Genomic DNA, 12,759 nt, shown 5'->3' on the forward strand with positions numbered 1-12,759 from the left:
CGGACACATTGAAACAGTGAGCGCCGGGGGCCCCAGCCCCCGGCGTTTGCACGTCTACAATGGCGGGTTTCTCTGGCAGAGCCGGTTGCGCCGCATCCTCGGGCTGGCTGGCTATCTCGTGACCCTTGGTCGACCCGGCCCCGAGGACCTTGTGGGCGTCTGGGGCCAATCGCCCTACGCGCATCGAGGCGAGACCGTGGCCAAACGGACCGGGGCCGGCCTGGTCAGGATCGAGGATGGCTTCCTGCGCTCACTGCACCCCGGTCGCGCCGGAGAGCCGCCGCTGGGCCTCTTGATCGACCATCGCGGCGTGCATTTCGACGGGCGCAGGCCATCCGACCTAGAAACCCTGCTGAATACGCATCCCCTGGACGATACCGCGCTTCTGGACCGGGCGCGGGGCGTCATGGCGCGCATGCAAGAGGCTCATCTCAGCAAGTATTCCGCCACCCGGCTGGACGTCGACCCGCCCGAACCGGGCTATGTGCTGGTGATCGACCAGACGCGCGGCGACGCCTCAGTCCGGGCCAGCGGGGCGGATCGCGCACGGTTTCTCGAGATGCTTTTCGTCGCGAGAGAGGAAAACCCCGGCGCGCGCATCGTGCTGAAGACTCATCCGGAAACCGGCGCGGGCTACCGCCCCGGGCACTACACGCCAGAGGATGCGGGCGGAGAGGTTACGCTTTATGATGGCCCCGCCTCGCCCTGGTCCCTGCTGGAGGGGGCCACCTCGGTCTATACCGTCTCGTCCCAGATGGGGTTCGAAGCGATCCTGGCAGGGCATCGTCCGCGCGTGTTCGGCCTGCCTTTCTACGCGGGCTGGGGACTGACACAGGATGAAGAGGTCATCCCGCGCCGCACTGCCCGGCTGACACGCGCGCAGCTGTGTGCCGGGGCACTGATCCTCTACCCCCACTGGTACGATCCGCATAGCGATCAGCTGTGCGAAATCGAGGATACCCTTGGCGCGCTCGAGGCACAGGCCCGCGCATGGCGCGAGGACAGGGACGGCTGGGTCGCCTCCGGCATGCGCCTGTGGAAAAGGCGACACTTGCAGAAATTCTTTGGGCGCCAAAAGCGGATACGCTTCGAAGATAATGTGAACAGAGCCGGGGATATCGCCAACCGGGAGGGACGTGCCCAGATGTGTTGGGCCGGCAAGGCGAGCGGAGAAACCGTACGAGTCGAAGATGGCTTTCTCAGATCGCGCGGTTTGGGGGCCGATCTGGTCCCACCGCTGTCCCTGGTGCTGGATTCCAGGGGAATCTACTACGATCCGACCCGTGCTTCGGGCCTCGAAGGCTGGATTCAAAAACGTGCCACTGGACTGCGACCCGACCAGACACGACGTATCCACAGGCTGATCCAAACTCTCGTCACGGATAACTTGTCCAAATACAACCTGTCCGGTTCCCTGCCCGATCTGCCCGCAGGCCGCCGCATTCTGGTGCCGGGACAGGTCGAGGACGACGCCTCCATTCTATCGGGCAGCCCGGACGTCCGCCGCAACGCCGACCTTCTGGCGCGCGCTCGCCTGGAAAATCCTGATGCGGTGATCCTGTGGAAACCCCATCCGGACGTTGAGGCCGGTTTGCGAACCGGCGTCGTCGACAATCCGGACCGCTGGGCCGACGTGGTCCTGGACCGATGTGATATCGGGGCCCTCCTGCGCGAGGTCGATGAGGTCTGGACCATGACCTCGCTCACCGGGTTCGAGGCGCTCTTGCGCGGATGCCAGGTGGTGACACTGGGCGCGCCTTTCTACGCGGGATGGGGTCTGACACGGGACATCGGCCCGGTGCCGGCGCGCCGGCTGCATGGTCCCCGCCCCACGCTCGAGGCGCTGGTTCATGCGACGCTGGTCGATTATCCCCGCTATTTCGATCCGCTGACAGGTTTACCCTGCTCCGTAGAATGCACCGTCAATCGCCTGAAAACCGGCAGGATTCCCTCTTCGGGTCCGGCGAACCGAATGCTGGCGAAACTGCAGGGCGCGCTGGCCAGCCACGCGGATCTCTGGCGGCGTTAAGGCTTTGTTACAGTTAAGTAACATATTCGCCTGATAAAAAGTTATTTTCAGACTTATCCACATGCGGATGACCCTTGGTCAACAAGGTGCAGCCGCAATTAACCTTCTGTTAACACTTTGGATTACGCGCTCTGACGCCGGCGCCAGACGTGTCGGATGTCCGCCCCAGCACCCACAACATCCACAAGGTCGAAACGCGGCGCCTCGTCCAGGCGCGCCACCCCCAGGGCACCGATGCCCGGATAGCCCTCGGCCCCCAGCGCCATGCCCGCGGTGAAGACCTGCAGCTCGTCCACCAGGTCATGCAGCAAGAGCGACGCGGCAAGCTGTCCGCCGCCCTCGCAGAAGACCCGCGTCAGCCCCTCTGACCCCAGCGCGCGCAACATGGCCAGCGGATCGATACGCCCACCAGAGATCTGGCAAGGCAGCAGACGGGCGCCGACCCCGTCCCAGGCGGTCTTCAATTCACTGCGCGCCTCGGGTCCGTGGCAGAGCCAGAGCGGCACGTCACGGGCACTTTGCGCAAGCTGGCTCATCAAGGGCACGTCGATCAGCCGCGAGACGACGACGCGCACCGGTTGGCGCCTGTCGCCAAAGCCGCGCACCGTCAGCTGGGGATCATCGGCCCGCGCGGTGCCCGCGCCGACCATCACCGCGTCATGGCTGGCGCGCAGGGCGTGAACCGCGCGGCGGGCCTCAGGCCCCGTGATCCACTGGCTTTCGCCGGTCGCCGTGGCGATGCGCCCGTCCACCGTCATGGCCAGTTTCAAGGTCACCCAGGGACGTCCCTGGGCGATCCGCAGGAAAAAGCCCGCGTGGTCCGAGAGGGCCTGTTCAGCGCCAACGCCGGTCGTGACCTCGACGCCATGCTGGCGCAGGTAGCCAAAGCCCTGTCCGTCCACCCTTGGGTCGCTGTCGGCGATGGGTGCCACCACACGGGCGATCCCCGCCTTGGCAAGCGCTTCGCAACAGGGCGGCGTCGCGCCATGATGCGCACAGGGTTCCAGGGTGACATAGGCGGTAGCGCCCTGTGCCGCCGCGCCGGCCATCGCCAGTGCCTCGGTTTCCGCATGGGGTCTGCCGCCCGGCGCGGTCCAGCCACGCCCGACGACCCGGCCCTCGCGGACTATGACGCAGCCCACTGCCGGATTCGGCCAGCATTGCCCCATGCCGCGACGGCCCAGCGCCAGCGCATGGGCCATGTGGCGCCGATCGTCGGATATCACTTCTCGGCCTGGGTTTCTGGACGCAACTCGCTGACGAACTTGTCAAAATCGTCCGCGGCCTGGAAATTCTTGTAGACGCTGGCAAAACGCACATAGGCGACGGTGTCGATCCGGGCGAGCGTCTCCATGACGATTTCGCCGATCATCTTCGACGGGATATCGGTCTCGCCCATGCTTTCCAGCCGCCGCACGATGCCGGAAATCATCTGGTCGATGCGCTCGGGGTCTATCGGGCGTTTCTGCAGCGCAATCCGGATCGAGCGTTCCAGCTTGTCCCGGTCGAAATCCTCGCGCCGTCCGTTCGTCTTTATGACAACGAGATCCCGCAACTGGACCCGCTCATAGGTGGTGAAACGACCGCCGCAGGCAGGGCAGAACCTGCGCCGCCGGATCGAAACGTGATCCTCTGCCGGGCGTGAGTCCTTCACCTGGGTGTCGATATTTCCGCAAAACGGGCAGCGCATGGGCCCATCCCCTCGTTTTTCTTGGTGTTCCTGCCTCTGGTCATGGGGTTTGCCCCCACTTATCCACAGCCACTATAGGTCAGCCGCCATAATTTGGGTAGAGGGGATTTGACGCCGCTAGATAAAGCCTGCGCTCAGCCCGGGATATGCCAGTGCCGCCCGCGCGCCGTGGTAACATATTCAGGCCAGGGCAGATCGACCGGTGCCGGGTAGTCGGCCAGCGGCGGGATCGGGTTGGCTGCTCGGCGCTCCTCGAACTCTGTCCAGCAGGTTGCGCGCGCGGTTTCGTCCGTCAGCAGGCGCAGCGCCGTGCGCGAAAGTACGCGACCAGCGGTCTGCACGCTCGGGTCGATCAGTTGGGGGATTCCGCCAAGCGCATTCATTGCCCAGGGCGGATAGGGGCCGCCGCGCAGCGCCGGGCGGCCGATGTAGATCCGAGCCGTGGGCGCGTGCCAGCACATGTCGGTGTAATCGTCCGAAGTGCTGTTCAGCTGGGCGGGCGGCAGATCCCGGCGCAGGATCGCCTCTGCCTCCTGCGGTGCGATGAGACGGGTGCATTCCGGGATCAGCGGATCGTCCGTGGCCTCTGCCCCGCAGGCGGTCTGGACCTGTCGCGCCAGGTCCAGCGCCTCTGTGCTGTAGTCCGGTGCCCCGACGTCCTGCAGAGCCTCCCAGGCGAGCTCTGCCAGGGCATGGTTGGGCAGACCGGGGCGAGACTTGCTGACCCAGATCTTTTCCGCGGTACAGCCGGTCACCTGCGCCACATGCTCGGCCAGCCGGTCCAGCTGGGCAGTGATCTGTTCGGCCATCTGCAGGTCGGGCACACGCATCAGGTACTGCAGGTCGGCCTGCCGTGCGGGGAGGTTGTCCGCCGTCGCCTGCCCCGTCGACAGGATCGCCTCAGACACGGACCAGCCGCCGCGGTGCGGCAGCATCGACTCCCGCAGGGAGCGACCCATCTGATACATCATGACCAGCGCGTCGTTTGCGCCCGGCGCGCGCACGTCGGAATGACTTTGCGGGATCGGCGGCGCCCCATCGCTGCCCTGCATCCAGGTCTGCGGCGCCTCGCAACGAAAGCGGTAGACAAAGGCATAGGCCGCCCCGCAATGGGTGTCCCAACGGACGGTATTGCAGAGCGGCAGCATGTAGAACGGATGCCAGGACAGCATCGCGGCCAGCCCGTCATAGTATCCCGCCGCCGCATGTAGCGGTTTCGAGCCGCGCACCTTTTCCGCCGGCTCGCCCGTGATCTGCAATCCGCCCGAGATGCCATGTGCCTGCATCGCCGCCTTGGTGGCCAGGACACCCGCCAGCGCCCCCATGCCAAGGGCCGAATGCGGATCGGTATGGCCAGCGGCCAAGGGGCCCAGGCCCTCGCGCGGGGCCTCCCAGGGCACAGGGGCCTGGCAATTGGCCGGCACCGCGTCGTATTCGGCATACATGCCGATCATCGGGCCATCGCCCTGCGACCAGCGCGCGCAAAAGGCGGTGGGCATCCCGGCCGAACCTTCCTCGACCTCGAATCCCTCTTCGCGCAGCCGGGCGACGTACCATTCGGCCGAGCGATATTCGCGCCAGGCCGGTTCGCCATAGTCGAAAATCCGTGCGCACCAGGCCGAGAGATCCCCGGCATGGTCCGCGATCCAGCGGTCCGCTGTGTCTTTGCTCACGTTCAGAACTTCCTTGGGTCGGACGCCTCGCGCAGGTAGGCGGGTATGGTCTGCGCCTCCCCCGATAGCAGCAACTGGCCCCGCTCTTCCATCCATTGCTCGATTTCCTCGGGCGTGGGATCGGCCAGCTCGATCCATTCCAGGCACCATTCCATTTCCTGCAACAGAACCTCGTCCGGGATATGCGCCAGGGAAACGTCCGGCTCATTCCAGCGCGGACCGCCCAGGAAGACGGCGGCATACATGATCTTGGCCTTCTTGGGGGGCGTCCCGTTGACCAGCAGCGCCTCGTAGAACATGCGATGAACCTCGCGCCAGCCGCGCGTGCGATAGGTGGACAACTCCTCGTTGCCGACACCGCAATAGGCATCGTGCAGGGCCGCCGCCATCAGGTATTCGCGGCTTTGCCGATCACCGATCAACGGCGCGAAGATCACCGGGATGGTGGCACCGTCGGTCAATGTCTGCGGAGGCGCCGACCAGGTTTCGCCACTGGCGTCGATGAAGTCGATCTGTGCCCGTGTCGGCAGGAAAGCGTGGTGAAAATTCTCGATGAAGACCGGCTCTCCGGCCATCTGAAGCGGTCCGCCGATGAACCGGCACAGGCGGTCACGGCTTTCAACCTCAAGACAAGTCGAGGCCTTGGCCGCCGCGCTGCGGGCCAGGTATTCAGGCACGCCGATCACCGCGCCGGCCCCGCCCGCGACGAGCAGGAGGCCAACGGCAAAAAGCGCCCGACCTTTCGTCTTGCGTTGCATGCGTTCAATCCCGGTTACGGTCTGGAAAACCTATCAGGTCTGAACCGCAGTCTACCAGCGCGCCCCCCCGGAACAATGGCGGAAAACCTCACCCGCCGATGTGGGCCAGGACCTCGCGCCGGTGCGGGGCGTCCCGGTGTTCGAAAAGGTAGATGCCCTGCCAGGTACCCAGCCCCAGCCGCCCCTGCACCACGGGGATGGACAGGCTAACCGGCAAGAGCGCGGCCTTGATATGGGCGGGCATATCGTCCGGCCCCTCGCAGCGGTGGGTCAGGTAGTCCATTTCGGGTGTGTCTGCGCGCGGCACAAGGCGGGCGAAATAGGCATCCAGATCGCGCCGCACATCCGGATCGGCGTTTTCCTGGATCAGCAGGCTGGCCGAGGTATGGCGCAGGAACAGGGTGCACAGCCCCTCTTGCCCCCCGGCATCGGCGACCCAACCTGTCACCTCTTCGGTGAATTCATACAGTCCGGCACCCCCTGTCCGGATGATGAAGCTTGTCTGCGGCATGACCTTCCCCGGCGTAATGACCCGCCTATCTTAGTGACATCCGGCCGCCGGAACCGCAACGGCCCGGCCCGGATCACAGGGAGCCTTGCCATGAACGACCAGACACCGCCGCGCCGGATGACGGCCGCGGATTTCGACCAGGAATTGCTGGACCTCTATGATTTTTACGCCCACGGGCGCATCACCAAGCGCGAATTTCTGGACCGCGCCGGGAAATTCGCCGTTGGCGGGCTGACCGCTGCCGCGCTGCTGAACATGCTTTCACCGAACTACGCCCTGGCCGAGCAGGTCAGTTTCAACGACCCCGACATCACCCCGGAATACATCGAGTACCCATCGCCAAACGGGCACGGGTCGGTGCGCGGCTACCTGGTAAAACCGGCTGAGGCCACCGGCCCACTGCCGGCGGTGGTCGTCGTACATGAGAACCGCGGGTTGAACCCCTATATCGAAGATGTTGCGCGCCGGGTGGCCAAGGCCGGATTCATCGCCCTCGCGCCGGACGGGCTGTCCAGCGTCGGCGGCTATCCGGGCAATGACGCCGACGGGCGCGAGCTGCAACGCACGGTGGACCGCGAGAAATTGATGAACGACTTTTTCGCTGCCTATGAATTCATGGCCGGTCACGATGACACCACGGGCAAGGTCGGCTGCGTCGGGTTCTGCTACGGTGGCGGCGTCTGCAATGCGCTGGCCGTGGCCTACCCGGAGCTGGGCGCCTCCGTCCCGTTCTACGGTCGGCAGGCGGCTGTCGAGGACGTCCCGCGGATCCAGGCGCCGCTCTTGCTGCACTATGCCGAACTGGACGAGCGCATCAACGAAGGCTGGCCCGCCTACGAGGCCGCGCTACAGGAACACGGCAAGACCTATACCGCCCATATCTACCCCGGCGTGAACCACGGTTTCCACAATGACTCGACCCCGCGCTACGACGAGGCTGCGGCGGAATTGGCCTGGGAGCGCACCATCGCCTTCTTCAACGCGCATCTGACGACCTGAAGAGAGCGGGCCGGAAGCCGACCGTGGCGCCGGCCCGATTATCCCGCCAACACGGCCTGCAGCCAGCTTCGACTGGACGGCATCGCCAGAAGCACTGCCAATGCCATGTGCAGCATGCAGATCGCGTTCAGCACGAAAGCGAAAGGTTGCTTGGTCGTCTTGTGACGGAATGCCCGCTGGCCGATCTTGGCACCGATGGAGCCTCCAACAGCTGCGAACGTCAGCAGGGTTCTCTCTGACACGCGCCAGCGACTGCGTCGTGCGCGCGTCTTGTCCAATCCGAAGAGGCAGAACGCAAGCAGGTTCAAAAGTAAAAACGGGCCGAGAAGACCCTGCACAGAGCCCATTGCCCCAGCCATTGCGTCGAGGTTCATGCCGTCCCGGTTTGACTTCAGTCGAACAGTCGAACGCCCATTTGGTCAATCATCTGTTTCGCCTTCCGGATAGAGGCCTCTTCGGCCTCATCCCGATCGCGGATCATGTCTGCACGGATCAACTGGTGCGTCCGGGGTTCACCGTTCACCTCGCCTTCGATCAGGGCACCAATGCGAAATTGGCCACCTTCCGCCGCCGGTTGCGGCGTGATCCGAAAGCCTTCGTACTCCACAGTCTGAGCGGCGGGCGTTTCCGCCCCGCCGCCATTGCCGCCAAACAGTCTTTTCAGCAGCGACATACGCCTACTGGTCCAGGAAGCTGCGCAGCTTGCGCGAGCGCGACGGGTGCTTGAGCTTGCGCAGCGCCTTCGCCTCGATCTGGCGGATCCGTTCCCGCGTCACGCTGAATTGCTGGCCCACTTCCTCCAGCGTGTGATCGGTGTTCATGCCGATGCCGAAGCGCATACGCAGCACCCGTTCCTCACGCGGCGTCAGCGAGGACAGTACGCGGGTCGTGGTTTCCTTCAGGTTTTCCTGAATGGCGGAATCCAGCGGCAGGATCGCGTTCTTGTCCTCGATGAAATCGCCAAGCTGGCTGTCTTCCTCGTCGCCGATCGGCGTTTCGAGAGAGATCGGTTCCTTGGCGATCTTCATCACCTTGCGGACCTTTTCCAGCGGCATCTGCAGCTTTTCGGCCAGCTCTTCCGGTGTCGGCTCGCGGCCGATCTCATGCAGCATCTGGCGGCCGGTGCGGACCAGCTTGTTGATCGTCTCGATCATGTGGACCGGAATACGGATCGTGCGGGCCTGGTCGGCGATGGACCGGGTGATCGCCTGACGGATCCACCAGGTCGCGTAGGTCGAGAACTTGTAACCGCGGCGGTACTCGAACTTGTCCACGGCCTTCATCAGGCCGATGTTGCCTTCCTGAATGAGATCAAGGAATTGCAGCCCGCGGTTGGTGTATTTCTTGGCGATGGAAATCACGAGCCGCAGGTTGGCCTCGACCATCTCTTTCTTGGCCTGCCGCGCTTCCTTTTCGCCCTTTTGCACCTGGTTCACGATGCGGCGGAATTCGCTGATGTCCAGACCGACGTATTGGCCGACCTGTGCCATGTCCGCGCGCAGTTCCTCGACCTTGTCCGAGGACCGGTCGATGAACATCTGCCAGCCCCGTCCGGATTTCTGCGACATGCGCTCCATCCAGTTGGGGTCCAGCTCGTGGCCACGGTATTCCTCGACGAATTCGCGACGGTTGATACGGGCCTGGTCGGCCAGCTTCACCATCGCGCTGTCGATCGACATGATGCGCTTGTTGATCCCGTACAGCTGGTCGATCAGCGCCTCGATCCGGTTGTTGTGCAGGTGAAGACCGTTCACCAGCTCGACAATCTCCGAACGCAGCTTTTGATAGCGCGCCTCGTCGTCGGCAGAGAAAGAGCCGTCCTCGTTCAGGGTCGCCGAGATCCGGCTGTCCTGCATCTCGGCCAGTTCCTCGTAGTCGCGGGCGATACGGTCGAGCGTTTCCAGCACGCGCGGCTTGAGCGCGGTTTCCATCGCTGCAAGCGACATGTTCGCCTGCTCGTCGTCGTCGTCGTCGTCTTCCTTGGCGATGGGGTTGCCGTCGGCGTCGTACTCCGGCTCATCGCTCTTGGGCTTGGCCGAATTTTCGACGTTCCCGGTATCGACCACCGGCTCTTCGACCTCTCCATCCTCGCCCATCTGGCCCGAGAAGGTGGTTTCAAGGTCGATCACGTCGCGCAGCAGGATGTCCTCGGACAGAAGTTCGTCGCGCCAGATCGTGATCGCCTGAAAGGTCAGAGGGCTCTCGCAGAGGCCCAGGATCATCGTGTTCCGGCCCGCCTCGATACGCTTGGCAATGGCGATTTCGCCCTCGCGGCTCAGCAGTTCGACGCTGCCCATCTCGCGCAGGTACATGCGCACGGGGTCGTCCGTCCGGTCGAGCTTTTCCTGCCCGCCCGAAGACAACGCAACCTCGCCGGCCTTCTTGGTCTCGACCAGTTCGGTCGACCCCTTGTTGTCGTCCTCTTCCTGTTCTTCTTCCTCGGTGACCTGGATGCCCATTTCAGAGAGCATCGACATCACATCCTCGATCTGGTCGGACGAGACCTGATCGGGCGGCAGAACCTGGTTGAGTTGATCGTAGGTGATGTAACCGCGCTCGCGCGCTTCGGCGATCATCTTCTTGACCGCCGCCTGGCTCATGTCGAGGCTGATTTCCTCTTCCTGATCTTCGGACTTTACGTCTTCGTTGTCCTTGGCTGCCATGCGGCTCTCCTGATGAGGGGCTCGGGAACGGGGGGCGATTCGATAAACCGACTCATTAGCGCGATTCGGTGATTCGCACACCCGTCTAACCATATTTCTTTACCAGTTCGTCACCAATTCGCTGCTTATTTGCGGCTTTTGTCGAAGCGAATCTGTGACAGGAGCGAATCAAACGCACTGCGTTCCTCGCGGTCGATCGGGGCCCCGTTGGGGCCAATGTCATATTCGGCGTCATCCTCGTCGCGGCGGCGTCCGGCCTGTGCGCGCACGCGCGCGGCCTCTGCCAGGCGCCAGGTCAGCGCCTCGTCGGCCCGCGCCTCGAGGTCTTCCTGGGCTTCCTTCAATTCCAGCTGCCAGCCGTCCTGCGCGGCCAGCTTGGCCAGTTCCTCTGCAACCGTCAGCCGGGCAAGCTCGGCGTTTCCGGGTGCCCGGATACAGGGCACCACGGCCACATGGCGTCCGGACCGCAGGTTTTCAAGGGCTTCGGGGCCAAGCGCGGCCTCGACCACGTCCAGCATTCCGTCGCTGTCACCCAGACCACGCAAGATCGCGTCGCGCAGGGCGGCCAGTTCGCCGTCGGCACAGGCCATGTCCTCCAGCTGGCCCTCGAAATCCTCGGCAATCTCGGGCGCAGACAGGATTGCCGCCAGGATCACCTCCTGGCGCAACCGCCGCTCGCCCTCTTCTCCGCCAGAGGCCAGCAGCGATGCCTTGGCACCCGGGGTCGGCACGGCGGGAGCCTGCTGTTGGAAACGCCCCCCACCCCGAAACGGACGGTCTGGCCGGGGCGGTCGTGCCGGGCGGAAGGCGTGGTAGCGCAATTCCTTGAGCGCCTCGCCGTAGTGATGGCGCAACGTGGGGTCCTGGATCTTGCCGATCCGGCTCCGCAGTGCCTTGTCCAGCGCGGCACGGCGCTCGGGACTGTCCAGCACCAGCCCGTCGGTTTCCTGCCGCCAGAGCAGTTGCACCATCGGCAAAGCCCCTTCCAGCACCTTGGCCAAGGCCTCTGGCCCCTCGGCACGCAACAGATCGTCGGGGTCCTTGCCCTCGGGCATGATGGCAAAGCGCAGTCCCTTGCCCGCCTCCAGCAGCGGCAGGGCCAGGTCGATGACCCGATAGGCCGCGTTCAGGCCCGCCTTGTCCCCGTCCAGCGCGATCACCGGCTCGTTCGAGACCCGCCACATCTGCTGAAGTTGCGGTTCGGTCACGGCGGTGCCCAGCGGGGCGACAGAAGCTGTGAACCCCGCCTCGCTCAGCGCGATCACGTCCATATAGCCCTCAGCCACGATCAGCCGCTGCCCCCGGCCTGCTGCCTCGCGGGCCGGCTTGAGGTTGAACAGGTTGCGCGACTTGTCGAACAGCTCGGTTTCCGGCGAGTTGAGGTATTTCGCGTTGTCGTTCGGATCCATCGCCCGCCCGCCAAAGGCGATGGCCCGCCCCCGCCCGTCGCGGATCGGGAACATGATGCGGTTGCGAAAGACGTCATAGGGCGCGCGCCCCTTGTCAGAGGCACGGACCAGTCCGGCCCCCAGCAGCAGGTCGACCTCGACACCCCGTCCCGTCAGCGCCTGGCGCAGGTTCTCCCATCCGGGCGGGGCAAAGCCGATTTCCCAGCGTTCAAGCGCCGCCTCGTCCAGGCCGCGCCGCGCCAGGTAGGCGCGCGCTTCGGCCCCTGCCCCGGTCTTGAGCTGCAGGCGGAAGAACCCCACCGCCTGTTCCATGACCTCGCTCAGCAGGGTCCGGCGGTCCGCCTTTTCCTGGGCACGCGGATCCTGCTTGGGCACTTCCATCCCGGCCTCCTGGGCCAGGATCTCGATCGCCTCAATGAAGCTGACATTCTCTGTCTCGCGGACAAAGGAAATCGCGTCTCCCTTGGCGTGACAGCCAAAGCAATAGTAATAGCCCTTGCGGTCATCCACATGAAAAGACGCGGTTTTCTCATGATGGAAGGGGCACGGCGCCCAGAGGTCGCCCTTGCCCTGGTTCGATTTCCGATTGTCCCACAACACCTTGCGACCCACCACCTGCGAAAGGCTGGTGCGGTTGCGCAACTCGTCAAGGAATCCGGGGGGGAGGCTCATGCCTCTCAATATCGTTCAGCGATGCCCGGAAGCAAGGGCTCTCAACCGGCGATCAGAGTGCCTCGCATTGGGCACGCGCGGCCTTGCCCAAGTCGGGGGTCAGCTGTGCCTCGGGCAGCAGAAAGATGAAATCCACCAGCTGCCCGGCAGCATCCTTGCCCATTTCCCGGGTCATGGTGCGGCGCACCTTTGACTTGCTGTCTCCGTCCAGGCGGGCCTGTACTGCCGTGTTGAACCAGGTCTCTGTCTGGACGCATTTGTCGGCGTCCTGCGCCACGGCGGTGGACGCTCCGAACCCGAGAACAGCGATCATGACCAATGCGCGCATGGCGGTATCCTTTCTGCCAGACTGAAC

At 64.4% G+C, this 12,759-nt stretch carries 12 protein-coding genes; 2 read left to right on the forward strand and 10 right to left on the reverse strand.

The annotated features are described in order from the left end of the window. Positions 1–16 precede the first annotated feature (16 nt). Positions 17–2,029 carry a capsule polysaccharide biogenesis protein gene (locus tag BLQ71_RS21115; RefSeq protein WP_229754948.1) on the forward strand — a complete coding sequence of 671 codons (2,013 nt, stop codon included), beginning with the start codon at positions 17–19 and terminating at the stop codon, positions 2,027–2,029. A 122-nt stretch (positions 2,030–2,151) separates the two neighbouring features. Here BLQ71_RS21115 and ribD read toward each other — a convergent pair whose 3' ends face one another. The 5 genes from ribD to BLQ71_RS21140 all read right to left on the reverse strand — a co-directional run bounded on the left by ribD (position 2,152) and on the right by BLQ71_RS21140 (position 6,661). After that, the gene (gene ribD, locus BLQ71_RS21120; protein ID WP_088702481.1) at positions 2,152–3,252 is read right to left on the reverse strand and encodes a bifunctional diaminohydroxyphosphoribosylaminopyrimidine deaminase/5-amino-6-(5-phosphoribosylamino)uracil reductase RibD; all 1,101 of its coding nucleotides are present in this window, start codon (positions 3,250–3,252) and stop codon (positions 2,152–2,154) included. After that, the gene (nrdR, locus tag BLQ71_RS21125) at positions 3,252–3,719 is read right to left on the reverse strand and encodes a transcriptional regulator NrdR (protein ID WP_043144595.1); all 468 of its coding nucleotides are present in this window, start codon (positions 3,717–3,719) and stop codon (positions 3,252–3,254) included. Before nrdR ends, ribD begins: the two co-directional genes overlap by 1 nt. A 134-nt stretch (positions 3,720–3,853) precedes the next feature. Further along, positions 3,854–5,392: a zinc-binding metallopeptidase family protein gene (locus tag BLQ71_RS21130; RefSeq protein WP_229754947.1), complete on the reverse strand. Its 1,539-nt coding sequence runs from the start codon at positions 5,390–5,392 to the stop codon at positions 3,854–3,856. A gap of 2 nt (positions 5,393–5,394) precedes the next feature. Continuing rightward, a complete protein-coding gene (locus BLQ71_RS21135) occupies positions 5,395–6,150 on the reverse strand; it encodes a DUF1353 domain-containing protein (RefSeq protein WP_074623140.1) in 756 nt (251 codons plus the stop codon). Positions 6,151–6,238: 88 nt separating this feature from the next. Beyond that, positions 6,239–6,661, reverse strand: a complete 423-nt coding sequence (locus BLQ71_RS21140) for a secondary thiamine-phosphate synthase enzyme YjbQ (protein WP_074623141.1) — start codon at positions 6,659–6,661, stop codon at positions 6,239–6,241. A gap of 90 nt (positions 6,662–6,751) precedes the next feature. Here BLQ71_RS21140 and yghX point away from each other — a divergent pair, with 90 nt between their 5' ends. Continuing rightward, the gene (gene yghX / locus BLQ71_RS21145) at positions 6,752–7,660 is read left to right on the forward strand and encodes a YghX family hydrolase (protein WP_074623142.1); all 909 of its coding nucleotides are present in this window, start codon (positions 6,752–6,754) and stop codon (positions 7,658–7,660) included. Between the two features lie 38 nt (positions 7,661–7,698). On the opposite strand, the gene BLQ71_RS21150 is transcribed toward yghX, so the two are convergent. The 5 genes from BLQ71_RS21150 to BLQ71_RS21170 all read right to left on the reverse strand — a co-directional run bounded on the left by BLQ71_RS21150 (position 7,699) and on the right by BLQ71_RS21170 (position 12,732). Continuing rightward, entirely contained in the window at positions 7,699–8,034 is a 336-nt protein-coding gene (locus BLQ71_RS21150; protein WP_229754946.1) for a DUF1294 domain-containing protein, read from the reverse strand. A 17-nt stretch (positions 8,035–8,051) separates the two neighbouring features. After that, positions 8,052–8,333 carry an HlyU family transcriptional regulator gene (locus BLQ71_RS21155; RefSeq protein ID WP_043144599.1) on the reverse strand — a complete coding sequence of 94 codons (282 nt, stop codon included), beginning with the start codon at positions 8,331–8,333 and terminating at the stop codon, positions 8,052–8,054. Positions 8,334–8,337: 4 nt separating this feature from the next. Beyond that, positions 8,338–10,323 (reverse strand): RNA polymerase sigma factor RpoD, encoded by a 1,986-nt coding sequence (gene rpoD / locus BLQ71_RS21160; RefSeq protein WP_043144601.1) that lies wholly within the window; start codon positions 10,321–10,323, stop codon positions 8,338–8,340. 125 nt (positions 10,324–10,448) lie between these two features. Further along, positions 10,449–12,404: a DNA primase gene (gene dnaG / locus BLQ71_RS21165; RefSeq protein WP_043144604.1), complete on the reverse strand. Its 1,956-nt coding sequence runs from the start codon at positions 12,402–12,404 to the stop codon at positions 10,449–10,451. A gap of 52 nt (positions 12,405–12,456) precedes the next feature. Further along, positions 12,457–12,732 (reverse strand): hypothetical protein, encoded by a 276-nt coding sequence (locus BLQ71_RS21170; RefSeq protein ID WP_074623143.1) that lies wholly within the window; start codon positions 12,730–12,732, stop codon positions 12,457–12,459. Positions 12,733–12,759 lie beyond the last annotated feature (27 nt).

The organism is Antarctobacter albus, from assembly GCF_900101505.1.
GTDB classification, from domain to species: domain Bacteria; phylum Pseudomonadota; class Alphaproteobacteria; order Rhodobacterales; family Rhodobacteraceae; genus Antarctobacter; species Antarctobacter albus.